The sequence below is a fragment of the Microbacterium sp. Root280D1 genome (assembly GCF_001428975.1).
Classification (GTDB): domain Bacteria; phylum Actinomycetota; class Actinomycetes; order Actinomycetales; family Microbacteriaceae; genus Microbacterium.
The window spans coordinates 1039614-1063004 of record NZ_LMJK01000001.1 but is presented as its reverse complement, the minus strand read 5'-3'; the positions used below and the strand labels follow the sequence as shown (position 1 = coordinate 1063004).

Annotated in this window: 24 protein-coding genes; 6 read left to right on the top strand and 18 right to left on the bottom strand. The window is 69.3% G+C overall.

Annotated elements, in window-relative coordinates; all coding sequences use genetic code 11:
• Positions 1-18 precede the first annotated feature (18 nt).
• A complete protein-coding gene (locus ASE34_RS05130; protein WP_053098897.1) occupies positions 19-1692 on the bottom strand; it encodes an ABC transporter substrate-binding protein in 1674 nt (557 codons plus the stop codon).
• 169 nt (positions 1693-1861) lie between these two features.
• Here ASE34_RS05130 and ASE34_RS05125 point away from each other — a divergent pair, with 169 nt between their 5' ends.
• Complete coding sequence (locus ASE34_RS05125; protein WP_056277182.1) at positions 1862-2782, top strand: sugar kinase; 921 nt, start codon at positions 1862-1864, stop codon at positions 2780-2782.
• 69 nt (positions 2783-2851) lie between these two features.
• Here the strand turns inward: ASE34_RS05125 and ASE34_RS05120 are convergent, their stop codons facing one another.
• From ASE34_RS05120 to ASE34_RS05100, 5 genes are read right to left on the bottom strand one after another with little or no spacing between them, the layout of a single operon-like run.
• Positions 2852-3718, bottom strand: a complete 867-nt coding sequence (locus ASE34_RS05120; RefSeq protein WP_056277179.1) for a MurR/RpiR family transcriptional regulator — start codon at positions 3716-3718, stop codon at positions 2852-2854.
• Between the two features lie 14 nt (positions 3719-3732).
• Positions 3733-5244, bottom strand: coding sequence for a glycoside hydrolase family 3 N-terminal domain-containing protein (locus ASE34_RS05115; protein WP_056277177.1), 1512 nt, complete (start codon positions 5242-5244; stop codon positions 3733-3735).
• The gene (locus tag ASE34_RS05110; protein WP_053098893.1) at positions 5241-6074 is read right to left on the bottom strand and encodes a carbohydrate ABC transporter permease; all 834 of its coding nucleotides are present in this window, start codon (positions 6072-6074) and stop codon (positions 5241-5243) included. The genes ASE34_RS05115 and ASE34_RS05110 overlap by 4 nt, the downstream gene beginning before the upstream one ends.
• Positions 6071-7048 (bottom strand): carbohydrate ABC transporter permease, encoded by a 978-nt coding sequence (locus ASE34_RS05105; RefSeq protein WP_053098892.1) that lies wholly within the window; start codon positions 7046-7048, stop codon positions 6071-6073. Before ASE34_RS05105 ends, ASE34_RS05110 begins: the two co-directional genes overlap by 4 nt.
• 14 nt (positions 7049-7062) lie before the next feature.
• Complete coding sequence (locus ASE34_RS05100; protein WP_053098891.1) at positions 7063-8355, bottom strand: sugar ABC transporter substrate-binding protein; 1293 nt, start codon at positions 8353-8355, stop codon at positions 7063-7065.
• A gap of 222 nt (positions 8356-8577) precedes the next feature.
• Between ASE34_RS05100 and ASE34_RS05095 the strand changes: the two genes are divergently transcribed.
• From ASE34_RS05095 to ASE34_RS05085, 3 genes are all read left to right on the top strand, one after another.
• Entirely contained in the window at positions 8578-9438 is an 861-nt protein-coding gene (locus ASE34_RS05095; RefSeq protein ID WP_056277174.1) for a spermidine synthase, read from the top strand.
• A 100-nt stretch (positions 9439-9538) separates the two neighbouring features.
• Complete coding sequence (locus ASE34_RS05090) at positions 9539-10066, top strand: hypothetical protein (protein ID WP_056277172.1); 528 nt, start codon at positions 9539-9541, stop codon at positions 10064-10066.
• Positions 10067-10132: 66 nt separating this feature from the next.
• Entirely contained in the window at positions 10133-10621 is a 489-nt protein-coding gene (locus ASE34_RS05085; RefSeq protein WP_053098888.1) for a SprT-like domain-containing protein, read from the top strand.
• Between the two features lie 51 nt (positions 10622-10672).
• Here ASE34_RS05085 and ASE34_RS05080 read toward each other — a convergent pair whose 3' ends face one another.
• The 11 genes from ASE34_RS05080 to ASE34_RS05030 form a co-directional block, all read right to left on the bottom strand.
• Positions 10673-11191: a DUF3054 domain-containing protein gene (locus ASE34_RS05080; protein WP_082586514.1), complete on the bottom strand. Its 519-nt coding sequence runs from the start codon at positions 11189-11191 to the stop codon at positions 10673-10675.
• 137 nt (positions 11192-11328) lie between these two features.
• The gene (locus ASE34_RS05075; protein ID WP_056277169.1) at positions 11329-11985 is read right to left on the bottom strand and encodes a 2-phosphosulfolactate phosphatase; all 657 of its coding nucleotides are present in this window, start codon (positions 11983-11985) and stop codon (positions 11329-11331) included.
• Positions 11986-12065: 80 nt separating this feature from the next.
• A complete protein-coding gene (locus ASE34_RS05070) occupies positions 12066-13538 on the bottom strand; it encodes an ABC transporter permease (protein WP_056277166.1) in 1473 nt (490 codons plus the stop codon).
• Positions 13535-14296 carry an ABC transporter ATP-binding protein gene (locus ASE34_RS05065; protein ID WP_056277163.1) on the bottom strand — a complete coding sequence of 254 codons (762 nt, stop codon included), beginning with the start codon at positions 14294-14296 and terminating at the stop codon, positions 13535-13537. The genes ASE34_RS05070 and ASE34_RS05065 overlap by 4 nt, the downstream gene beginning before the upstream one ends.
• Before the next feature lie 94 nt (positions 14297-14390).
• Positions 14391-15026: a response regulator gene (locus ASE34_RS05060; protein WP_053098884.1), complete on the bottom strand. Its 636-nt coding sequence runs from the start codon at positions 15024-15026 to the stop codon at positions 14391-14393.
• Complete coding sequence (locus ASE34_RS05055) at positions 15023-16198, bottom strand: histidine kinase (RefSeq protein ID WP_056277160.1); 1176 nt, start codon at positions 16196-16198, stop codon at positions 15023-15025. Before ASE34_RS05055 ends, ASE34_RS05060 begins: the two co-directional genes overlap by 4 nt.
• A gap of 63 nt (positions 16199-16261) precedes the next feature.
• Positions 16262-17053 (bottom strand): class I SAM-dependent methyltransferase, encoded by a 792-nt coding sequence (locus tag ASE34_RS05050; protein ID WP_056277158.1) that lies wholly within the window; start codon positions 17051-17053, stop codon positions 16262-16264.
• 42 nt (positions 17054-17095) lie between these two features.
• A complete protein-coding gene (locus ASE34_RS05045; protein WP_056277153.1) occupies positions 17096-18256 on the bottom strand; it encodes an AMP-binding protein in 1161 nt (386 codons plus the stop codon).
• A 16-nt stretch (positions 18257-18272) separates the two neighbouring features.
• Complete coding sequence (locus tag ASE34_RS05040) at positions 18273-19184, bottom strand: 1,4-dihydroxy-2-naphthoyl-CoA synthase (RefSeq protein ID WP_053098880.1); 912 nt, start codon at positions 19182-19184, stop codon at positions 18273-18275.
• Positions 19185-19263: 79 nt separating this feature from the next.
• Positions 19264-20223, bottom strand: a complete 960-nt coding sequence (locus tag ASE34_RS05035) for a permease prefix domain 1-containing protein (protein ID WP_056277150.1) — start codon at positions 20221-20223, stop codon at positions 19264-19266.
• Between the two features lies 1 nt (position 20224).
• Positions 20225-20557 (bottom strand): PadR family transcriptional regulator, encoded by a 333-nt coding sequence (locus tag ASE34_RS05030; protein WP_082586537.1) that lies wholly within the window; start codon positions 20555-20557, stop codon positions 20225-20227.
• A 78-nt stretch (positions 20558-20635) separates the two neighbouring features.
• On the opposite strand from ASE34_RS05030, the gene ASE34_RS05025 reads away from it, so the two are divergent.
• Together ASE34_RS05025 and ASE34_RS05020 are read left to right on the top strand one after the other, a co-directional pair.
• Positions 20636-21655 (top strand): GNAT family N-acetyltransferase, encoded by a 1020-nt coding sequence (locus ASE34_RS05025; RefSeq protein ID WP_056277142.1) that lies wholly within the window; start codon positions 20636-20638, stop codon positions 21653-21655.
• A gap of 58 nt (positions 21656-21713) precedes the next feature.
• Positions 21714-22691, top strand: a complete 978-nt coding sequence (locus ASE34_RS05020) for an o-succinylbenzoate synthase (RefSeq protein ID WP_056277139.1) — start codon at positions 21714-21716, stop codon at positions 22689-22691.
• Positions 22692-22710: 19 nt separating this feature from the next.
• On the opposite strand, the gene ASE34_RS05015 is transcribed toward ASE34_RS05020, so the two are convergent.
• A complete protein-coding gene (locus ASE34_RS05015) occupies positions 22711-23334 on the bottom strand; it encodes a TetR/AcrR family transcriptional regulator (RefSeq protein WP_053098875.1) in 624 nt (207 codons plus the stop codon).
• Positions 23335-23391: the final 57 nt, after the last annotated feature.

The following is a 23391-nucleotide window of genomic DNA, read 5'->3' as shown; positions in this document are numbered from 1 at the left end:
CAACTCAGTCGGTCAGACCTACTCGGTGAGGACGATGTCCGTGAAGACCTCGTCGTTCACCGGGCTGGCGGGGTAGCTCTCGACACGCGGGTCGAACGCCAGTGTGGGCGCCGGGTGCGCGAGCGGGACACCGGGGATGAACTGCGCGACCATCTCGTTGATCTCCTCGTAGAGGGCCGTCTGGTCCTCGAGGTTGGAGACGCCGCGAGCCTCGTTGAGCTTCTGGAACAGCTCCGGGTTGTCGAAGCCCCACTCGGAGCTCTGCTGCCCGAAGAAGACGCCGACGAAGTTGTCCGTGTCGTTGTAGTCACCGGTCCAGCCGAGCAGGTGGATGCCGTGGTCCGACGTGCCGGTGGTGCGGTCGAGGTACTCGACCCACTCCTCCGAGACCGGGGTGGTCTCGACGCCGACCTCGGCGAGCTGCGACGAGAGGACCGTGAAGATCTGCTCGGGGTCCGGCATGTAGGGACGCGAGACGTTGACCGGGTAGTTGAAGGTCAGCTTCAGCGGGTTGGCCTCGTCGTAGCCGGCCTCTGCCAGCAGCTCCTTGGCCTTCTCGGGGTCGTAGTCGTAGGTCGTGACATCGGGGTTGTAGCCGTTGACGGTGTCGGGCACGAACTCGATCGCCTTCTCGGTGCCCTCGGGCAGGACCTGGCTGATCAGGGCATCCTTGTCGACCGCGTACGAGAGCGCCTCGCGGACCTTCGGGTCCTGCAGCTCAGGGAGCGCCTGGTTGAACGCGAGGTACAGGATCGTGAACGGAGGACGGGAGACCATGGTGAAGCCGTCGTCCTCGAGTGCCTGCGTGTCGGCCGGACCGACGAGGTCGTAGCCGTCGATGGAGCCGGACTCGAGAGCCTGACGACGCGCGGTCGGGTCGTCGATCGTGCGGAAGATGATCTCGTCGATCTGACCCGCCTCGCCCCAGTAGTCGTCGTACGCCTTGAGCGAGACCTGCTCGCCCGGCGCCCACTCGTCGAACTGGTACGGGCCGGTGCCGACCGGGTGCCCCATCGCGTACTCCGAGAGGACGGGTGCCTCGGCCGAGCCGCTGACCTCGTCAGCACCGAACTCCTGCAGGGCCGAAGGGCTCTGCATGGAGAAGGACGGCAGCGACAGCGACGCCACGAACCCTGCGAACGGCTTGTTCAGGTCGATCGTCACGGAGTAGTCGCCGTCGGGGGTGCAGGACTTGTAGACGGCGTCAGCCGGGTTCTCCGCGTAGCCCTTGAAGAGCTTGTTGTAGTAGTAGCCGAACGCCTCGGAGGCCGCGAGGCCGGTCCAGTTGAACCAGCGGTCGAAGTTCGCGCATACGGCTTCGGCGTTGAACGGCGTGCCGTCGTGGAAGGTCACGTCCTCCTTCAGCGTGAAGGTGTGGCTCATGCCGTCTTCGGACGATTCCCATGACTCGGCCAGCAGCGGTGCCGGGTCGGCCGTGCCGGGCTCGGTGCCGACGAGGCCCTCGAAGATCTGACGCGAGACGCGGAAGCTCTCGCCGTCCTGGGCGAAGGCCGGGTCGAGGCTCGCCGGGTCGGAGGACGCCGCGAACACGAAGGTTCCGTCGACATCGCCGGACGCCTCTCCGCCGTCGTCGCCGCGCTCGCTGGCGACGCATCCTGAGAGGACCATCGCGGCGACTGCCGCTCCGGTGACGGCGATGAGACCTCGCCGACGCATGACTGAGTGGTGCATTGTGTGACCTTCCTGTCGAGCGCTGCTGTGCGCGTTCCGAAGACATCGTCGACTTCGGAAACGGTGATTCCTTGAAACTACCCAGTGCGCAGACCGATGCCAAACACCTGCAGGTTTCATTCCTGTTACGGATGTCCGGGGGTGTGGCCGATCCGGTAATCTCCAGAGCGTGCCCGACACGTCTCCCCTCGCCGTCTGCGTCGGCGAGGGCCTCGTCTCCTTCGTCCCGGCCATCGCCGCGCCCCTCGAGGACGTGCGGACGTTCCACCGCTCGCTCGCCGGAGCGGAGTGGAACACGGCGATCGCACTGGCCTCGGCCGGCATCCGCACCGCCGTCGTCTCCCGTGTGGGCGACGACGGGTTCGGGCGCTTCCTCGCCGCCGAGCTGCGCCGGCACGAGGTCGACGACTCCGCCGTGGAGATCGACGCCGAGGCGCCCACCGGCCTCTACGTCAAGGAGCTGTCACCGCGTCCGGACGGCTCCGTCGACGGGACCATGCACTACTACCGCTCGGGCTCCGCGGCCGCGGCCCTGTCGCCAGCGACGCTCGACTCCCCCGCGGCATCCGCGCTGCTGTCACAGGCCGCCCTCGTGCACACCTCGGGGATCACGCCTGCTCTCTCGGACACCGCCCACGCAGCGCAGAACGCCCTCTTCGATGCGCCGCGCGACGGGCGGCTGCTCAGCTTCGACGTGAACTGGCGACCTGCGCTGTGGCGCGGGCGACAGGAGGAGGGGCGCGCGGTGATCGCGGACTACGTCCGCCGCGCCGACATCGCGTTCTGCACACGCCCCGACGCCGAGGCGGTCTTCGGCACCGGCGAGCCCGATCGACTGCGCGAGCTGTTCCCCGAACCGAGGTATCTGCTGGCCACGAGTCCAGACGGCGCTGTGGCCTTCGACGGCGCCGAGCGCACCGACAGCAGGTCGCTCGATGTCCCCGTCGTGGAGTCCATCGGCGCCGGAGATGCGTTCGCCGCCGGATTCCTGGCCGGCGTCCTGTCGGGACTCTCGCTCACCGGCAGCCTCGCTCGCGCGCACCGGATCGCGACCAGGGCACTGGTCAGCACCCGAGACCACATCGACTGATCAGCGGCGCTGTTCCTGCCGGTCGCCACGGGCACCGGTGACGGTCGACGGGTATCTCATCGCCTGCCTCTAGCGACGTCGACGCGGCGCCGCAGCGTCGTGCGTCAGCTGCAGGGGGATGACCACGGGTTCACCCCGGTGCTGGACGACCCGGACGAAGAGGATGTCGACCAGCGCCAGCTGCGCGATGCGGCTCGACATCGCGGCCATGCGGAACGGCGACTCCTGCGCGTAGGTGATCAGCGAGACGTCTGCGGCGAGCGCGAGCGTCGAGTCGGGCGCGCTGGTGATGGCCACCGACAAGGCGCCCGCATCTCTGGCGATCTCGACAGCCCGGACGACCTCCTGCGTCTCGCCCCCGTGGGAGAACGCGATGACGACGTCCTCCGGGGTCCGCAGCGACGCCGTCGTGAGGGCGAGGTGCGGATCGGCGGAGTGCGCGACCGAGCACCCGATGCGCGCGAGCTTCTGCTGAAGGTCCTGAGCGGTCAACGACGATGCGGCCTGCCCGAACAGATCGACGTGGCGCGCCGCCACGACGGCCCTGGCGACGCGGTCGAGCGCGTCGGCGTCCAGTCCGAGCGCCGTCTTCTCGATCGCGTCGATCTCCTGTGCCGCGAGCTTCGCAGCGATGGCGGACGGCTCGTCATCGGGATCGATCGCCGTGGTGTCGAGGCCGAAGCGCGCCTGCTGCGCCTGGGCGAGCGTGATCGTGCGGGCGACCGCGACCCGCAGCTCCCGGTATCCGCTGAAGCCGAGCGACTGCGCGAAGCGAGCCACGGTCGACAGCGATGTGTGACAGAGCTGGGCGAGGTCGTTGATGGCGAGGTCGACGACGAGCGTGGGGTCTCCGAGGATCGTCTCCGCGACCCGTGCTTCTGCAGCACTCAGTCGGGGAACGGATCGGCGCACCAGCGCGAGAACATCGGCGTCCACGGTGTCATCCTGCCTCAGTCGGCGGCACCTGCGCTGTCGGGCGACGGATCGGCGCGGCGCGACGAGCCCCCGATCAGTCGATCTCTGGCGGCCTGGGCTCCGATCCGGCTCGCGGATCCGACCTCCACGAGCGCGAGGGGCAGAGGCTGCCGTGCCGCGAGTCCGACGTTGACCACGACCGCGTCGGGATCACGCAGAGCGGCGCGCTCGACGAGCGCACGCTGCCCGTCGTCGGTGTCTGGACGATCCAGGAGGACGACCGTCAGTCCGTCTGCGGCGACAGCCGCGTCGAGAGCCCCATCCTGCTCGTCGATCGTGGTCCGTGCGACGTCGACGCGCACGCGATGACCGTCTGCCGCCAGAGTCTCAGCCACGTACGCCGACGCGCTGTCGACCGCGAGCGTCGAACGTCGACGAGCATCGACGACGGCGAGCGCCTCGGCATCGCGCGCCACTCCTGTGATCGCGCGTCGGACGATGTCCGATCCGTCGTAGTCGACGGGAGTCGCAGTCTCGGCACGGACGCTCAGGGTCTGAGCCAGGCGGGAGACCCTCCCGGCCGCTTCGGCGAGTCGCTCGCGAGAGAGTGAGCCGTCGTCCACCGCCGCGAGGATCCCGTCGCGCGCGGCGAGGAAGTCTCGACGGTCCTGGTCGGGGAGCGTGGCCTCACCGCGGTTCGTCGGGTTGCCGATGCACAGCAGATCCGCTCCGGCCGCGAGGGCACGCGCGGCGCCTTCGCCGATGCCGACGGTCTCGCGGATGGCCGCCATGTCGAGGGCATCCGTGATGATCACGCCGTCGAAGCCCCAGCCGCGGAGCAGCCCGAGCACTCGGGGGTTCAGCGTCGCCGGCTCGGTGCCCCAGGCGGGAACGACGATGTGCGCGGTCATGACGGCGTCGACACCTGCAGCCACCGCCGCGCGGAACGGCTCGAGGTGCACGCGCTCGAACTCCTCGATCCCCAGCGAGATCTCGGGCAGTGCGTGGTGCGAGTCGGTGTGCGTGTCACCGTGCCCCGGGAAGTGCTTGACGCACGCCGCGACCGCCGTGCTCTGCAGGCCCTCCACCGCCGCCTGCACGTGTCGGGCGACGAGCTTCTGGTCGCTGCCGAAGGAACGGACGCCGATCACAGGATTCCGCGGATCGGTGTTCACATCCGCGACGGGACCGAGCACGACGTTGCCGCCGATCGCGGCCACTCGTCGAGCCAGCTCGGCACCCGATGCCCGCGTCGCCTCGACGTCGTCGACGATGCCCAGCTGAGCCGCCCCCGGAAGCGTGGAGCCGGCTGCGGACTCGAGGCGTGTGACGTTGCCGCCCTCCTCGTCGATCCCGATCAGCGCGTCCGGATTGGCCCGGAGGATCTCGTCGCTCAGAGCCGGAAGTCCCTCGCCGACGTTCTGACTGAAGTACACGACACCCGCGAGGCCGTCGCGCAGCTCGTCGAGAAGCCATTCGGGGGCCTCCGTGCCGAGGAACCCCGGCCAGAGCACCCCGTTGGCGAGGCGGACGAGGTCGTCGGTCATCCCTTCACCGCTCCCGCGACCATGCCGGCCGAGAGACGACGCTGCACGATCACGAAGAACACCATCACCGGGATCGTGATGATCGTCGACGCGGCCATGATGCTGCCCCAGTCGTTGGAGTGCAGGCCGAAGAACGACTTCAGTCCGATCGAGACCGTGTACTGGTCGGTCGCGCTGCCGAGGATCGTCATGGCGAAGATGAATTCGTTCCAGGCCGTGATGAAGCTGAAGATGCTGGTCGCGACGAGACCGGGCATCACCAGCGGCAGCAGGATCGAGCGGAACATCCGCCACCAGCTGGCGCCGTCGATGTACGCGGCCTCCTCGAGCTCGACGGGCACGGCGGCGACGAATCCGCGCAGCATCCAGATCCCGAACGCCAGCGAGAGCGCGACGTACACGACCATCAGGCCGAGGATGCTGTTGAGCAGCCCGAGGCTCTTGACCTGCAGGAAGAGCGGGATGACGAGGGCCTCGAGCGGAACCATCTGCACGACGAGGATCATCATCAGGATGGTCGTGCGGAACTTGAAGCGGAACCGGGCGACTGCGACAGCCGCGAGCAGACACACGAGGGCGCTGACCAGGACGGTGACGAGAGCCACGATCGCGGAGTTGCGGAGGTAGGTGCCGAAACCGCCGTCGGTGAGGACGAAGGCGAAGTTGTCGAACGTGAACTCCTGAGGCAGCAGCGACTGCCCTCCGCTGGACGCCTTGGCGTCGAGCGCACTGGAGACCATCCAGTAGACGGGGAACAGCGTGAAGATCAGGACGGCGGCGATCGCGATGCCGGTGCCGACGCGCGACATGACAGACGGGCGGGGGTTCACAGCTCGTCCTCCTTCATGAGGGAGCGGATGTACACGATCGTGATGCCGATCAGCACGAGGGTGAGCAGCACGGCGAGCGCGGCACCGAAGCCGTAGCGGTTCTGGCCGAAGGATTCGACGTACGACCAGACGCCGAGGTTCAGCACCGATCGGTTGCCGCCGCCTCCACCGGGCATCAGGTAGACCTGCGCGAAGACCTTGAAGTCCCAGATCGTCGACAGGATGATCACGACCGAGAAGACGGGCTTGAGAGTGGGGAAGATGATCTTCCAGAACCGCATCCACGCGTTCGCGCCGTCGAGCGCGGCCGCCTCGAGCATCTCCTTCGAGACGCCGAGCAGGCCCGCGAGCACCGTGATGGCGACGAACGGGAAGCCGTGGTGCACGACGTTCAGCAGCACGATCGCGTAGAACGACCACTGATTGGTGAACCAGTTCACCGGGTCGTCCATCAGGCCGAGATCCTGCAGGACGGTGTTGAAGATGCCGCGGTCGGCATCGAAGATGAACGTCCAGACGTAGGTTCCGGTGACGGCGGGCATCGCCCACGCCACCATGATGCAGCTCGAGACGATGGTGCGCCACACCGTGCCCAGCTTCGCGAGCAGCAGCGCCACGAGCGTGCCGACCGCGACCGTGACGAACACGGCGACGGCGGCGAAGCCGACGGTGTTCGGCAGGACGACGGTCCACAGTGTCGGGTTGGTGAGCGCCTCGACGTAGTTGTCGACGCCGATCCAGTTGTTCTCGCCGGTGTTGATCTCGCGAAGACCGTAGTCCTGCAGCGAGAAGATGACGACCTGGATGAGCGGCCAGAGCATGAGCACCGCGAGGATGACCAGCCCGGGGGCGAGAAGAAGCCAGGGGCGGGCCGTGATCAGCGAGAAACCCCGCTTGGGCGGCCGGCCGCCGGCCACGGAGGCGGAGGTGGACTCCGCCTTCGTGACCGGCAGTGGCGCTTGCACCATCGACATGAAGGGATACAGCCTTACTGGTTGAGCAGATCGGTCATCTCAGCGGCGGCGTCCTTCGTCGCCGTGGCGACGTCCTTCTGCCCGCTGAGGATCGCCTGGATCATCGAGTTGGTGGTCTTCTTCGCCTGAACGGCACCGAAGTTCGGGGTGACCGGCACGGATGCGCCGCCCTCGACCATCTGCTGCGCGAACGGAGCGACGAGCGGGTCGGTCGAGGCCAGGGCCTCCTCCATCGCGGACTGCACTCCCGGGAAGTATCCGGTCTCGTCAGCCCACTTCTCGGCGAACTCGCCCGTGGTCATCAGCTTGACGAACTCCCATGCGAGGTCGGCGTTCTCGGTCGTGTTGAAGACCGACAGGTGCGAGCCGCCGAGCACGGACGGAGCGATGCCGCCGTCCTCGCCGGGGATCACGGCGGCGCCGATCTTGCCCTCGAGCTCGGGGTTGGCCTCGATCAGAGCCTTCGGGGTCCAGGAGCCCGAGAGCATCATGGCGACGTTGCCCTGCGTGAACGAGTCACGGAGGTCCGTCTCCTTCCAGGTCGTGGCCCCGGCGGAGGAGAAGCCGTGCTCGGTCGCGAGTCCGGTGTAGAACTCGATGCCGGCCTGCGACTCCTTGCTGTCGAGTTCGCTCGTCCAGGTCTTGCCGTCGAGGGTCGCGACCTCGCCGCCGGCGCCCCAGACCCAGGGATACACCTGGAACTCCGCGTCACCCGCGACGGGGAACGGCAGCATGTCGGGCTTGGCGGCCTTGATGGCCTCGCCAGCGGTGACGATGTCGTCCCACGTCTTCGGGGCCTCGAGACCGAGCTCCTCGAACACGTCGGTGCGGTAGACGATGGAGCGGACTCCGGCGTACCAGGGCATGCCGTACAGCTCGTCTTCGTAGGTGCCGGCGACCGCGAGGCCCTCGACGAGGTCGTCACGCAGGCCGTCTTCGGCGTCGACGTACTCGTCGAGCGGCTCGAGGGCACCCGCGTCCGCGAACTCCGCGGTCCAGGTGGTTCCGGTCTCGGCGATGTCGGGCGTGGTGCCGCCGGCGATCGACGTGACGAAGCGATCATGAGCGTCCGCCCACTGGATCTCCTCGATCTTGACCGTGGCGCCGGTCTCGTCTTCGAAGGCGCTCGAGACCTCGTCGTAGAACGCGCTCGCGTCCGGGTTCGTGCCCTTCATGATCCAGACGGTGAGCTCCTGGCCCTCTCCGTCGACGGCTCCGCCGGTGTCGGCTCCGCCGCCGGCACAGGCCGCCAGGCCCAGGGTGGCCACGGCGCCCAGCGCCACGACCGGAAGAATGCGCTTGTGCATCAGGGATCTCCTCTTTGAACGTCCTGGCGGCATCGGGTGCCTACCACGTAGGAAAAAGTATTCATCACTAACTAATTCCCTGCAAGTTATTCTCGGAAACGTCATGCGGCCGTAACATCGAGCCTCCGCGGCAGACTCGCGGCGAGTCAGCAGCCCTCAATCCTCCCATCGCGTGAGCCGACCACACGATGTCGAGGCGGAGTGAGCGCGTAGTCTCGGAGGATGGGCAGGACGCGAGCGAAGGACACCGAGCACCCGCAGGTCCGTCTCGACCACGGAGGCATCGCCCGCATCGTGCCGTCGGAGTTCACCAGCGGATTCGAGCTCATCGTCGACGACACCCCGCAGTCGCACGTCGACCTGGATGACCCCACGCACCTGCACTTCGAGTACATCGTGCGGATGGGCGCCGTGATCGACCAGCTCGCTGCCGGCCGCCTGACCGCGGTGCACCTCGGCGCGGGCGCACTGACGATCCCCCGCTACATCGAGGCGACCCGCCCCGGTTCTCGGCAGCAGGTGATCGAGCTCGAGGCACCGCTGGCCACCCTCGTGCGCGAGCACCTCCCCCTGCCGCGAGGCGCGGCCATCCGGCTCCGCATCGGAGATGCCCGCGAGGGCGTCCGCCGCCTCCCCCCGGCGATCGTCGGCACCTGCGATCTGGTGGTGTCCGACGTCTACTCCGGAGCCCAGACGCCGGCCCACCTCACTAGCATCGAGTTCTATCGCGAACTCGCCGAACTGCTCGCGCCCGCCGGCGTGCTGCTCGTGAACGTCGCCGACGGGCCGGGCCTCGCGTTCGCCCGGCGACAGGTCGCGACGATCGCGGAGGTTCTGCCCGAGATCGGCGTCCTCGCCGACACCCAGGTGCTGAAGGGGCGCAGGTTCGGCAACCTCGTGATCGCCGCATCGGCGGCTCCCCTGCCCACCGAATGGCTGCCCAGGATGCTCGCCGCCGGGCCGCATCCGGCGAAGATCGCGCAGGGTGCCGAGGTGACCGCCTTCGTGCAGGGTGCACGCGTGGTGACCGATGCGGATGCCGTCGCCTCCCCTCGTCCGGACGCCTCGCTGTTCCTCCGCTGAGGCCTCGATCGAGATCGGATGCGGGGCCGTGGGGCGTGCCGCCCCGACGACTGCGCCGACGCGAGGCACACTTGACGGGGGACGCTGCGGAAGGAGAGCAATGAGTTTCATCCAGGGATACGACCCGGAGAGCCTTCGCGAGCTGGTCGACCTCGGTGAATGCGCCGCACGGCTGGAGGAGATCGAGAGCCAGCGGAGCCTTCCGGCACTGCTGGAGCGGGTCTGGCTGCTGAAGGTCCTCGACCGTCTGGACGAAGCGCTCCCCCTCGCCGATGAGGCCGTGCGCCAGTCGCGCATGGCGGGCACACGCAAGGACGTCCTGCGCTCGAGGGTGCTGCACGCCACGATCCTGCAGCACCGCGGCGCCCACGCCGCCGCCGAGCAGGAGCTCGCGACGTGCGCCGCCGAAGCCGAGGGACAGCGCTGGCTGTCGATCGCCGCGTTCGCGCACCACCATCACGGCAGGAACGCCTACGAGGCCGGCGACTACGAGACCGCTCGCGAGAGCTTCAAGCAGTCCCTCTTCCTGCGCCGCGAGGCCGGGGCCGAGGACCGAGAGCTCGAGACGGTGCTGCTCGCCATCGAAGCCGCCGAGCGGCGCCGCACGACGCAGCTCGTCGCGGGCTGACGGCAGCACACGCCCGCCGGTGCCCCGCTGAGGGGCGATGTCGGCGGTATGGCTTAGCCTGATCGCATGGCGGAACTTGACCGGGTGCGCGTCTGGGGCGAGGCACTGATCACGCTGCACCTCGACGACAGCTGGTCATTCGGCTTCGACCACGCGAAGCGTCGGGCGGGGCAGTGCGACTACACGAAGAAGCGCATCACCGTGTCGCGGTATCTGGCTGCGCGGTTCGAGGACGACGAGATCCATCAGGTGCTGCTGCACGAGGTGGCGCATGCCCTCGCGGGTCATGAAGCGGCCCACGGCCCGACCTGGAAGCGCGTGGCCCGAGACCTGGGCTACGTCGGCGGAACCACCCACCATGGCGAGACGGCGGTCGAACTCGCGCCGTGGGTCGGCCAGTGCCCCGCTGGTCACGTGACCTACCGCCACCGGCGTCCGTCACGCGCCACATCGTGCGCGCGGTGCTCCCGCTCGTACGACGCGCGCTACCTGTTCGACTGGACTCGGCGCGAGATCACGGCCGACACGAGGCTCGCGGCGCAGATGTCGCGCTGATCCGCGCACGACGTCGACCCGCCCCGAGCGCCGCGAACCCGCAGAGTGCGGTCAGCGCGCGTGAGGACCTGATTCCGGATCGGCCTCGGGCGAGGGTTCCTCCTGCGCTCGCTCCGAGGCTGCCGCGTCGGCGGGTGCGTCCCGGTCGACGGGAGTGTCGTCATCCTCCCGCTCCTCAGGCCGCCCGGGGGCCGCGCCGGCGTCGCTCGCACGCCCCGCACGCCGACGCAGGAGCGCTGCCACGGCTCGCCACCCGACGAGGAAGACGCCGAGCACGAGGGTCGTGACGATGATGAACGCGATCTGCGCGGTGTCCCCCGCCACGACGCGCAGCAGCAGCCCGCCGACGACGGTGACGAGCCAGACGACGGCACCCCAGGCCAGCGACCACGGTCGACGCGGCCTCGCCGGCAGAAGCGCCGCCACGACGTGACCCAGCAGGAGGGCGACGATGAACGGCCAGGCGGTGAGCAGGAACCCGCCGGGATCTTCTCCGTGCGAGGCACGGCCGATCACGGCGAAGACGAGCACCAGGACGGCATCGACGACGAAAGCGGGGACGAACCTCATGCCATGACCCTACGTCGCGGAACACGAAACCCGTGCCGGATGCACGGCCTGTTGCCGAGCGCGTGCAGGGACGAGATCCACAGGCGCCTCACCCCCGAGCGGGGATGGCCTGCGCGCCGGGGACGACCGCAGACCGCTTAGTCGAAGGCGACGAAGAGCCCGTCACGCAGCACGGGGACGACATCCAGGGCGTCGAGCTCGGCGGCGTCCGACACCGTCGTCGGCGCAGCACCGGATGCCCGCATCCGCTCGGTCGCGGCGACCCCGTCCGCGAGCTCACGCGCCGAACCGCTCGCGCTGACCATGTGGCGCAGCGCCCTCTTCAGCGCGCGGAATCCCTCGGCGGCCACGGCCGCATCGGGCGCCGTGTGGTCGATGCCGAGTTCGGTGAGCGCGGCGACGATCGCACCGGCTCCCAGGTGGTCCTCGACCGCGAAGCGCACGGCGCCCGCGGCGTCGGCTTCGCCCGCGGCGATCACGCTCACGGAAGTGCGTGACTGGTTGCGCTCCTGCAGCGTCGCGATCGCTCGTGCCACTGCCGCCGCGTTGCGGAGACTTCCGATCAGCACGACCGCGTCGCCGGCGCGGGCGGCGACCGCGGCGCCATTGCGGGACCACTCACGCGCGTCGTCGAGCGAGACCGCTGAGCCCGACGCGACAGCGTCTGCCACCGTCGACGAGAAGCGGAGCACGTCGACCACCACGACGACATCGGCGGTCGCGAGGCGATCGAGCCCGTCGACGCCCCACTCGAGACGCACCTGATACGTGGACTGGTCGAACGGAGACGGCATCCGTCCAGCCTAGAACGACCGCCCGGGTGCCGATGCCCCGATGACGGATTCGGTCATCGGGGCATCCTCAGGCGTCGTCGTCAGTCGGCGGCCAGTGCGTCGACGGGCGCCACGCGGGTGGCGAGGCGGGTCGGCGTCGCGGCAGCCACCAGGGTCAGCACAGCGGTCGCCGCGACGATGATGACCACGGGCAGCCAGGGCACGTGCGGTGCGACGAGCCCGGCGGCCTCGAAGTCGGGCAGGGTCGGCACGGAGCCGAGCAGCGACTGCGCCGCGATCCATCCGTAGGCGATGCCCAGGATCAACCCGGTCAGCGTGGCGGCCACCGTGATGTGCGCCGCCTCGAGCAGCACCATGCGGCGCACCTGCCCATTGGACAGGCCGATGGACCGGAGGAGTCCGAGCTCGCGACGACGCTGCACGACGCCGATCGTCAGAAGGTTGACGAGACCGACCGCGGCGATCACCGCCGACACCGCCACGAGCACCATCATCACCGATGCGAAGGCGTCGAACGGGGTGAAGAACTCCGCAGGCGTCTCGCCCTCGACCTGACCGATCAGCATCTGCTTGACCGATTCGAGCGCGACCGCGAACATCGTGACCAGTGTGACCCCCATCACGACGCCGATCGCCATGCGCGACGAGCGCTCGGGATAGCGGAGGGCGTTCTCGGCCGCGAGTCGTGCCGTGGCACTCGATCCGAACATCCGCCCGACCAGACGGAGCACGGGAGGCATGAACAGCACCGATCCGAGCGCGAGTCCGGTGAAGGAGAGCAGTCCGCCGACGAAGGCGACGACCACCCCGAGCGGGTGCACGAGGCCGACGACGACCCCTGCCGCCAGCAGCACGGTGCCGGAAGCCAGCAGGATCCATGCGCCGATGTGCCCCCCGGGGCGGGACAGCTCTTCGTGAGTGCGCTCGACCGACCCGCCGATCGCCTGCAGCGGCGTGACGGCGAGAACGCGCCTGGAGCCCACCCATGCCGCCGCCCAGGTCGTGAGCGCGACGCCGACGACCGGCAAGGCGATGAACGGCTGGGCGAGAGAGAACCCCTGCGGCACGTTCTCGATCAGTCCGGAACCGATCTGCACGCCGACCGCGGCGATCACGAGGCCGGCGAGAAGCCCGAGTGCCGCGCCGATGACCCCCACCGCGAAGCCCTGCCGGCCGACCACGGCCCGCTGGGACCTCGCGGTCGCGCCGATGAGGCGCATCAGGGCGATCTGACGCGTGCGCCCGGCGATGATCGTCGAGAACGTGTTCGCGGTGACGATCGCGGCGACGTACATCGCGACGCCCGTGAGCAGCACCGAGAGCAGTCCCACGATGAACGCGAGCGTCTCGCTGTCGCCGATGAAGGGGTCGGCCTGCAGCACGGCTCCGAGGTAGGCCGTGGTCTCGACCAGCACCACTCCGAAGGCGGCCGAGAGCGCTGCGACCAGGATGCTGGCGCCCATGCCCCGGTCGCGCAGCCAGGCGAGGCGCGGACCGGTCGCGGACGTCTGCGGTACGACGGCGAGAGTCGGAGACTCGATGACGGCGCTCATGCCGCGACCTCGGCGGCGAGCATGTAGGCCGAGATCTCCTCGGCGCTCTGGCGCGGGTGGTCGGCGACGATCCGGCCGTCTCCGAGGAACAGCACCCGGTCGGCATGGCTCGCCGCGATCGCGTCGTGGGTGACCATGGCGATGGACTGTCCGTGCTCGCGGCTCGCGGTGGCCAGCAGCTGCAGCACCTCGCGCCCCGTGCGGGAATCGAGATTGCCCGTGGGCTCGTCGGCGAACACGAGATCGGGCGCCGTGGCGAGCGCACGGGCGATGGCGACGCGCTGCTGCTGACCCCCAGAGAGCTGATGCGGTCGGTGCTGCAGACGGGATCCGAGCCCGAGCGTCTGGATCAGTCCGTCGATGCGCGCCTTCTCGATCGCGCTGGGTCGCCGCCCGTCGAGCTCGAACGGCAGCATGATGTTGCCGAGGGCGGTGAGCGTCGGCACGAGGTTGAACGCCTGGAAGATGAAGCCGACCCGGCGGCGGCGCAGGATCGTGAGATCGAGGTCTCCGAGCTCCGTGATCTCGGTGTCGCCGATCCAGCTCCTCCCCTGCGTCGGGGTGTCGAGGCCGGCCATGATGTGCATGAGCGTGGACTTGCCCGAACCGGACGGTCCCATGATGGCGGTGAACTGTCCGCGGCGGATGCCGACGCTGACGTCGTCCAGCGCGTGGACGGTGCCCTCGCCGGCGCCGTAGGTCTTCTTGAGGTGCTGGACGCGGGCTGCGAGCCCGAGGTCGGTGGTCGTGATCTCCATGCCTTCGACGCTACGGACGCCGGCTGCTCCGCCGCGTCGGCCTGACGGCGCATCCGCCTACATCGTAAGGATGATCCCGCGGACAGGAATCGGGTCAGGCGAGTCCGTGCTCGAACGCGAAGACCACCAGCTGCACCCGGTCGCGGAGGGTGAGCTTCGTCAGGATGCGGCTGATGTGGGTCTTGACGGTCGCCTCGCTGAGATATTCGCGAGCGGCGATCTCGGAGTTCGAGAGCCCCCGGGCGGCGAGCGCGAAGATCTCGCGCTCACGCTCGGTCAGCGCGGAGAACTGCACCGGCACCGGCTTCGGCTCCTCGGCGAAGTGCTCGAACAGCTCGCGGGTCGCCGACGCGGCGATGACGCTCGAGCCCGCGTGGACGGTGCGGATCGCGGCGAGGAGGAACTCGGGGTCGGCGTCCTTCAGGAGGAATCCGCTCGCCCCCTGACGGATCGCGCGAGCGGCGGCCTCGTCGAGGTCGAAGGTCGTCAGCATGACGATGCGCGGCGGGTCGGGCTGAGCGAGGATCTCGGCGGTCGCAGCGAGCCCGTCCATGACCGGCATCCTGATGTCCATCAGCACCACGTCCGGTCGAGTCGCGTGCACGAGAGCGACGGCTTCGCGGCCATCGCCCGCTTCTCCGACGACGTCGAGATCGGGCTGCGAGGCGAGCAGCATGCGGACTCCGGCGCGGAACAGCGCCTGATCATCGACGAGGACGACCCTGATCATGCGACTTCTCCGATCGGGAGCGAGGCGCGGACGACGAACTGCGCTCCCTGGCGCTCCGCCTGAAGGCTACCGCCGACGAGCTGCGCCCGTTCACGCATGCCGATCACCCCGTGACCGCCGCCGATCTGCGGCTGATCCCGTCCCACGGTGTTGCGCACCTGGATGTCGACACGGTCGGGAAGCCACGCGAGGTGCACGTCGACCGCGCCGTCGCCGTGACGGATGGCGTTCGTGAGCGCCTCCTGGAGGATCCGGTACACCGCGAGCTGGATGGCTCCCGGCGGCTCCCCCGGCGGCATCGGATCGACGGTGATCCGGGCCTCGACTCCCGCCTGACGCACCTGCGCGAACAGCGACTCGAGGTCTGCGAGCGTCGGCTGGGGACCGTCCCCCTGTCGGTGGCGCAGCTGCGTGAGCAGCAGACGCACGTCGCTCAACGCGCTGCGAGCGGTCTGGGCGATGGTCCCGAGGGCCTCGGTGGCCATCTCGGGCTTCGCGGCGGCCGCATACCTGGCGCCGTCGGCCTGCGCGATCACCACGGCCAGCGAGTGCGCGACGATGTCGTGCATGTCGCGGGCGATCCGCACACGCTCCTGCTCCTCCGCCGCGAGCGACTCCGCCTTCAGCTGCGCCGAACGGGTGCTCCGCGCGCGCAGCACCACCCGCCACAGCAGACCGCAGACCCACGCGAATCCGAGCGCGAGCACCGAGACGACCAGGAGCAGCGTGCCGGTCGTCAGCTGATCCCACCCGCTGGCGCCGGAGGTGACGCCCGTGACGACGACCAGGTAGACCGCCGAGACCAGAGCACCGAGCAGCGCCGAGCCGAAACCCCACCACAGCACCGCGCGGGACCCCCAGGCGGCGGTCGCGTAGAGCACAAGGAGGATCGCCACATCGATCGGCAGCGGACCGAATCCGGACAGCATCTGCACGATCGCGCCCGCCCAGGCCGCGGCGAGCGCGAGTCCGGGGGCGAGCCTGCCGATCGCGACTCCGCCGAACATCAGGATGCCCGCGGTGACGATCGCCGCGACCGCCGCACCGCTGATCCCCTCGCCGACCGCCCCCGGGCCGTAGAAGACGACGGAGAACGGCGTGAGGATGACGAAGAGCAGCGCCGCCCCGACGATGTCGAGCACGAGCGCCGTACGGGAGAGCGGGCGGATCACTCCCCCACGCTACGCGGCACGGCATCCGCCTCGCATCCGCCTGCAGATGTATCCGCGGTCCGGTCAGGCGCGGGCGATGATCTCGCCGTGCGGCACGAGGTACCAGCCGTCGCCGTCGTCGGCCCAGCGCTTCCATGCGTCGCTGATCTCCTGCAGGTCGCCCCGCGTCGCCATCTCGCCGTCGACCAGCTGCCGGGCGAGCGCGGACTCGAGGATGCGATCGGCCCACATGCCGCCCCACCATGCGCGGTCCTCGGGGGTCGCGTATGTCCACGTGGAGGACGTCGCCGTGATGTCGTCGAATCCGGCGGCCCGCGCCCAGGCGAGCAGTCGACGCCCCGCATCGGGCTCGCCGCCGTTCGCTCGGGCAGCGCGACGATAGAGGTCGAGCCATCGATCGAGCTCGGGCAGGATCGGGAACCAGAGGAAGCCCGCATAGTCGGCGTCGCGCACCCCCACGACACCACCCGGCGCCGTCACCCGACGCATCTCCCGGAGCGCCTGCACGGGGTCGCCGACGTGCTGCAGCACCTGGTGCGCATGCACGACGTCGAAGCTGTCGTCGGCGAAGGTCAGTGCATGCACGTCCTCGACCGCGAAGTCGAGGTTGTCCAGTCCCCTGCGCGATGCGAGATCGCGCGACAGCGAGAGTGCGTTCTCATCGATCTCGGTCGCCGTGACATGGGCGACGGTGCCGGCGAAGTCGATCGTGATGGTGCCTGGCCCCGCTCCGACATCGAGAAGCCGGGTGGTCTCTGTCAGGTGCGGGCGGAGGTACTCCGCCGAATTGGAGATGTCGCGACTGCTGTGCGAGCGGAGGACGGTCTCGTGATGCCCGTGGGTGTAGGTGGCCATGGCTCAGTCTGGCAGTGCTCTTCTCGCCGCTGAAATCCGCCGTCAGTGCAGTTCGGCGACGGCCCGCCTGATCGACTCGCGGTCCGGCTTCCCTGAGGCCAGCACGGCCAGTTCGTCGACCATGATCAGCCGAGCCGGTCTCGCGTGCCTGCCGAGCTCGGCGGCGACGAGATCCCTCGCGTGCGCGAGCTGCTCGGCCTCGCTGCGCCGCAGCGCCTCGCCTCTCGGGGCGACGATGACCGAGGCCTCGCCCCATCGCTCGTCCGGCACGCCGACCACGACGGCATCGGTGAGACCCGGAACGCCGCGCACCAACCGCTCGACCCGATCGAGCGAGATGTTGATGCCGCCGGAGACGATCACGTTGTCGGCACGACCGTGCACCCGCACGACGCCGTCGTCATAGAGCCCGAGATCGCCGGTGTGATACCAGCGGATGCCGTGCTCGTCGCGCGAGAAGTTCTTCGCCGTGAGCTCCCCGTCGCCGAGATAGCCGTCAGCGAGCATCGGACCGGCGATGCGCAGCTCTCCGTCCACTGTGCGCACGGCGACGGTGTCGAGGGGGACGCCGTCGTAGACGCATCCCCCGCTCGTCTCGGTGGAGCCATAGGTGCGGACGAGTCGGATGCCGAGATCGGCGGCGCGGTCGCGCAGCGGTTCCGGCAGCGCCTGGCCACCCACGAGGATCGCCCGGTACGCCTGAAGGGCCGCACGCACAGGTCGGTCGTCTGCCGCATCGAGCAGCGTCGACAGCTGCGCGGGGACGAGCGAGGTGTACAGCTCGGGGATGCCGGCGGAACCGCCCGGCAGCGGGCGGAGCATCGACAGCGTCGCGTCGGCGAACGAATCGGGCGAGAACCGACCGCTCAGCGCGACAGGGTGCGTGCCTGCCATCAGAGACCGCACGATGACCTGGAGTCCCGCAACGTATCCGGCGGGCAGGGCGAGCAGCCAGCGCCCACCGCCCACTCTCGACGCCGTCGCCTCGGCGCTCGCCCGCAGCGCCTCGCCGCTCAACGCGACCCGCTTGGGGACCCCGCTGGAGCCCGAGGTGGCGATCACGACGGCCGTGCCGTCCGGCACCCATTTCGGGGCGTCTCCGAGCATCCCGAATCCGAGCGCCGGCCCGCCGTCGAGCGCGCGCGCCAGAGCGGCCCGGAGTTCGGCCGGATCCTCGGCATCCGTCGGCGTCAGCGCGACCATGTGCGTCTCGATCCGCTCAGTAGTGCCAGGGGAACGAGGTCCAGTCGGCGTCCCGCTTCTCGAGGAACGAGTCGCGGCCCTCGACCGCTTCATCGGTGCCGTAGGCGAGACGCGTGGCCTCGCCCGCGAACACCTGCTGCCCCACGAGCCCGTCGTCCACCGCGTTGAAGGCGAACTTCAGCATGCGGATCGCCGTGGGCGACTTGGTGAGCACGGTGCGCGCCATCTTCAGCGCCTCGCGCTCGAGGTCGGCATGGGGCACGACCCGGTTGACCGCCCCGGCCTCGTACGCCCGCTGCGCCGAGTACTCCTCGGCGAGGAAGAACACCTCGCGCGCGAACTTCTGCCCGGTCTGCCTCGCCATGTACGCCGATCCGTACCCCGCGTCGAAGCTGCCGACATCGGCGTCGGTCTGCTTGAACCGCGCCTCCTCGGCGGAGGCGATCGTGAGGTCGCACACCACGTGCAGCGAGTGCCCTCCGCCGGCCGCCCAGCCCGGCACGACGGCGATGACGACCTTCGGCATGAAACGGATGAGGCGCTGGACCTCGAGGATGTGCAGGCGACCGGCGCGAGCCGGATCGTGCACGGTCGTCTCGTCATCGGAGTACTTGTATCCGTCGCGGCCGCGGATGCGCTGGTCGCCGCCCGAGCAGAACGCCCACCCGCCGTCCTTCGGACTCGGTCCGTTGCCGGTGAGGAGGACCGCGCCGATGCGGGGGTTCTGCCGTGCGTCGTCGAGTGCCCGGTAGAGCTCGTCGACCGTGTGCGGGCGGAAGGCGTTGCGCACCTCGGGGCGGTTGAACGCGATGCGCGCGACTCCGCCGTCCGTGCTCACGTGGGCGGTGATGTCGGTGTAGTCCTCGGCACCGGGCGCGAGCACCCATTCGTCCGGGTCGAACAGGTCTGAGACGAATGCGCTGGTCACAGCATCCAGCCTATTCCCGCCCGGGTTGCACACGGAGACGGCGTCGCCCCGAAGAGGCGACGCCGTCTGCGTGCGGTGATCAGCCGCGGCGAGCGCGAGCGGTCTTGATCCAGCCGTCGACGATGTCCCAGATCGGGAACGCGATGAGGGCGAACCCGGTGATCACGGTCAGGATGCGCATCGTCTCATCCGTCACGCCGTTGTCGGTGAAGACGAAGCGGAGGAACTCGGGGTTGAGCAGCTCGCCCTGCACCAGCAGCGTCAGCGACCAGACGGCGAACACCGCCGCGAGCAGGGTGTTGACCACAGCGGCACCGATCGTCCAGCGGCGGCGAGCGTAGACCACCACCGTCAGCAGCGCCTCGGCGACGAAGAGCCCGAGGAAGAACGTGATCCCCCAGGGCCACAGACCCGGGTTCAGGATCGCAATCGGATCTCCTTCGGTCGGGAAGAAGCCGATGACTGCGTCCCAGAAGACCGCGCCCACCCCCAGCACGAGGAACACGAGCGACGCGATCGCATCCGCCCTGCCGGCTCCGTTCTGGGTCGGCTCGGGCAGCTGGTCGACGTCCCACTTCACCCCGGTGTCCGCTCCGGTGCGCTCGAGGATGAAGAAGACCAGGGTCACCCAGAAGCAGACGTGCACGATGACCGAGATGCCGACCGTGACGGCGGCGCCGATCATCGTTCCGATGGGTGCGCGCTCGATCGCCTGCGCGATCGCGACTCCGCCCATCGCGCACACCGGCACGATGATGAGCAGCAGCTTGAGCAGCCGCCACCACACGAGGTAGTACCGGGGTCCGATCAGGTGCAGCGGCCGGTCGGCGTAGCCGGCGGCGAGGACGCCGGGGTCACCCAGCTCTGTGAGGACCGCCCGTTCCGCCTCGGCCGGGTCGTCCCCCTGTTCGAGTCTCGCGTCGATCGCGTCGGCGATGGATCCTTCGAGCTCGGCGCGGACGTCGTCCTGCACCTCGGGCGTGAGGCTGCGGATCGTGGCGCTGATGTATCGCTCGGTGAGCGTGGCTGTCGAGGGCATGTCAGTTCTCCTCAGCTGTGAGGGTCGCGATCGCCGTCGTGAGCGATCGCCATTCTTCGGTCAGGGTGTCGGCGAGCCGGATGCCGGCTTCCGATGTGCGGTAGAACTTGCGGGGCCGCGCCTCGTCGGTGTTCCACTCGCTCGTCAGGTACTCCTGCTTCTCGAGACGCCGAAGCAGCGGGTACAGCGTGTTCGCATCGGTGGCGAAGCCGCGGCGCTCGAGGTCTTCGAGCAGCCCGTAGCCGTACCCCGCCGTGCGCAGCAGCTGCAGGCACGCCAGCACCACGGTGCCGCGGCGCAGTTCCTGCAGATGCGTGTCGAGGGTCTCGTTCATGTCCATCACATTACTGTGCGTCACACACCATTGTCAATCACACATTTATGTGAAGGACAAGGCACGTACGGTGGTCGCATGGCGATCGAGATCCTCCGCATCGACGCGACCGATGACCGGTCCGTCGATGCATGGTGGGATGCGTACGCCACCGCCGAACGCGCGGATCGCGGCGCGGATGCCGTCGTGTGGTCGCTCGAGGAGTCGCGCAGCGAGCTGCAGCAGGAGTCGGCCGTCGTCGACCGACGCGCCTATCTGCTGCGCCACGCCGACCGGATCGTCGGCTCCGCGAGCCTCGCGCTCCCCCTGAAGGACAACACCCAGGTCGCCCATCTCGCGATCAGCGTGCCGCCCGAGCACCGACGGCGCGGCATCGGCTCCGAGGCCCTCGCGTTCCTCGAGGCGGAGGTCACGGCGTCCGGTCGGACGATTGCGCAGGGGGCGACGTCGTGGCGCCACGCCCTCGGTTCGGAAGGTGCCGGATCGCCGGGGCGTGAGTTCGCACGCGCCCGCGGCTACAGTCTGGCCCTCGGCGACGTGCAGAGCAGGCTCGACCTCCCGGTCGACCCCGCACTGCTCGACCGGATCGAGAGAGACATCGCATCGGCGATCGCTCCGTACGAGATCCGCAGCTGGGTCGGCCGCATCCCCGACGAGGTCGTGGAACGCTGGACGATCCTCGACGCCGCCCTCGAGACCGAAGCCCCGACCGGCGAACTCGCCATCGAACCTCAGAGACCCGATGTCGACAGCATCCGCGAGAGCGAGGAACTGCTCGACCGACAGAGGCGCGTGTCGTTCGGGGCCATCGCCCTCGCGGCCGACGGCGAGGCCGCGGCGTATTCGCAGCTCGTCGTGTCGACCGACGACGGCAACGCCTATCAGTGGGGCACGCTCGTGCGCACCGCGGACCGGGGGCACCGGCTCGGCATCGCGGTCAAGGCAGCCAACCTGCGGATGCTGCAGAGGGAGGCGCCGCAGACCCGCGCCGTCTACACCTACAACGCCGAGTCGAACGCGCACATGCTCGCCGTCAACACCGCGCTCGGGTTCCGCCCCAGCGAGCGGATGGGCGAACTGCAGAAGCGCCTGCGCTGAGGCGGACCCGTCGGCACGGCGGATCCCCGACGAGGCGTCGACAGAGCAGAATGAGCACATGCTCCCACCGCTCGCAGATCTGCTCGGCTCGGCCAGGGTCGTCTCGCTTCCGATGCACACCCGCTTCCGCGGGGTCGACAAGAGAGAGGCGCTGCTCGTCGAAGGGCCGGAGGGATGGGCGGAATTCTCTCCGTTCGTCGAGTACGACGATCTCGAGTCGGCCACCTGGCTCGCGGCGGCGATCGACTTCGCCTGGAGGACGCAGCCCGAACCTCTCCGCGAGCGCATCGGCGTGAACGCCACCATCCCGGCTGTCGAGGCGGCGCAGGTCGCCGAAGTGCTGGCCCGCTTCGCCGGCTGCCGCACCGCCAAGGTCAAGGTCGCGGAACCCGGGCAGACGCTCGCAGACGACATCGCCCGTGTGCGGGCCGTGCGCGAGGCCATGGGGCCGGAGGGTCGCATCCGCGTCGATGCCAACGGCCTGTGGAACGTCGACGAGGCCGAGCACGCCGTGCATGCGCTCAACGAGTTCGATCTCGAGTACGTCGAGCAGCCGTGCGCGACAGTGCCGGAGCTCGCCGAACTGCGCACCCGGGTGAAGTACATGGGCATTCCGGTGGCCGCCGACGAGAGCATCCGCAAGTCCTCCGACCCGCTCGCGGTCGCGCGCGAGAAGGCCGCCGACCTGCTCGTCATCAAGGCGCAGCCGCTCGGGGGCATCACGCATGCGCTGCAGATCATCACCGCCGCGGGCCTGCCCGTCGTGGTTTCCAGCGCGCTCGACACCGCGATCGGACTCTCCCAGGGTGCGGCGCTCGCCGCCGCCCTGCCGACTCTCGACTACGACTGCGGGCTCGGCACGGCATCCCTGTTCCTCGACGACGTCGCCGACCTGCGCCCGGTGGACGGCTCGATCCCGGCAGCTCGGGTCACCCCGGATCCCGATGCTTTGGCGCGGCTCGCCGCCTCGGACGACCGACGGGACTGGTGGCTCGATCGCCTCACGCGGTGCTACGCCGTGCTCGACGCGCGCTGAGCGCCGTTCGTCTGCGAGGTCACTCCGCGAGCAGCAGCTGCACGAGGCGCCCCAGCTCCTCGCCGCTGGAATGCCGCAGCTGATCGGAGTCCTGACCGGCCATCGCTCCGCGAACGGTCATGCCCTCCCAGATGATCATGAGCATGCGCGCGGCCTCTTCGGCGGGAACCTTCAGCTCGAGCGAGCTCACCGAGACGATGTCGGTGATGATCACGGCGATGCTCGAGACCATCTCGCGCTCCTGCACGAGGTAGGCAGCGCCGAACTGATGGTCACGCAGAGCACGGATCCGGATCTCGCTCATCAGCATGACGCCGAGGCGGTCATCGCCGCCCGCGTCCATGATCCGCTGGACGAGCTCGACCGGGTCGCATCCCTCTGACAGACCGCCCTCGGCGGCGATCTCGTCGACGCGGTCACGCACCGCATTGACGCGCTGCTCGCCGACGCTGCCGGCGAGCACGAGGAAGAGTTCGTCCTTCGACTCGAAATTCGAATAGAACGCGCCGCGGGTGAACCCGGCGCGATCGCAGACCGCTTCGACGGAGGCGCCGTCGAGGCCGACCTCGGCGAAGACCTGCGCGGCCGCATCGAGAAGCCGGGCTCGCGTGTTCTCCCGGCTGCGGGTGGCGGGTGTCGTCATCGAATCCTCCTGCCTGTCATTCTCACACCCCGCACACAGACTCCGGGGCTCGGACCA

Coding starts and splice junctions, on each gene's coding strand:
- ASE34_RS05130 (WP_053098897.1), bottom strand. CDS start 1,692: ATGCACCACTCAGTCATGCGTCGGCGAGGTCTCATCGCCGTCACCGGA.
- ASE34_RS05115 (WP_056277177.1), bottom strand. CDS start 5,244: ATGACCGACGACCTCGTCCGCCTCGCCAACGGGGTGCTCTGGCCGGGG.
- ASE34_RS05105 (WP_053098892.1), bottom strand. CDS start 7,048: ATGTCGATGGTGCAAGCGCCACTGCCGGTCACGAAGGCGGAGTCCACC.
- ASE34_RS05100 (WP_053098891.1), bottom strand. CDS start 8,355: ATGCACAAGCGCATTCTTCCGGTCGTGGCGCTGGGCGCCGTGGCCACC.
- ASE34_RS05095 (WP_056277174.1), top strand. CDS start 8,578: ATGGGCAGGACGCGAGCGAAGGACACCGAGCACCCGCAGGTCCGTCTC.
- ASE34_RS05090 (WP_056277172.1), top strand. CDS start 9,539: ATGAGTTTCATCCAGGGATACGACCCGGAGAGCCTTCGCGAGCTGGTC.
- ASE34_RS05085 (WP_053098888.1), top strand. CDS start 10,133: ATGGCGGAACTTGACCGGGTGCGCGTCTGGGGCGAGGCACTGATCACG.
- ASE34_RS05080 (WP_082586514.1), bottom strand. CDS start 11,191: ATGAGGTTCGTCCCCGCTTTCGTCGTCGATGCCGTCCTGGTGCTCGTC.
- ASE34_RS05075 (WP_056277169.1), bottom strand. CDS start 11,985: ATGCCGTCTCCGTTCGACCAGTCCACGTATCAGGTGCGTCTCGAGTGG.
- ASE34_RS05070 (WP_056277166.1), bottom strand. CDS start 13,538: ATGAGCGCCGTCATCGAGTCTCCGACTCTCGCCGTCGTACCGCAGACG.
- ASE34_RS05065 (WP_056277163.1), bottom strand. CDS start 14,296: ATGGAGATCACGACCACCGACCTCGGGCTCGCAGCCCGCGTCCAGCAC.
- ASE34_RS05060 (WP_053098884.1), bottom strand. CDS start 15,026: ATGATCAGGGTCGTCCTCGTCGATGATCAGGCGCTGTTCCGCGCCGGA.
- ASE34_RS05050 (WP_056277158.1), bottom strand. CDS start 17,053: ATGGCCACCTACACCCACGGGCATCACGAGACCGTCCTCCGCTCGCAC.
- ASE34_RS05045 (WP_056277153.1), bottom strand. CDS start 18,256: ATGGTCGCGCTGACGCCGACGGATGCCGAGGATCCGGCCGAACTCCGG.
- ASE34_RS05035 (WP_056277150.1), bottom strand. CDS start 20,223: ATGCCCTCGACAGCCACGCTCACCGAGCGATACATCAGCGCCACGATC.
- ASE34_RS05030 (WP_082586537.1), bottom strand. CDS start 20,557: ATGAACGAGACCCTCGACACGCATCTGCAGGAACTGCGCCGCGGCACC.
- ASE34_RS05025 (WP_056277142.1), top strand. CDS start 20,636: ATGGCGATCGAGATCCTCCGCATCGACGCGACCGATGACCGGTCCGTC.
- ASE34_RS05020 (WP_056277139.1), top strand. CDS start 21,714: ATGCTCCCACCGCTCGCAGATCTGCTCGGCTCGGCCAGGGTCGTCTCG.
- ASE34_RS05015 (WP_053098875.1), bottom strand. CDS start 23,334: ATGACGACACCCGCCACCCGCAGCCGGGAGAACACGCGAGCCCGGCTT.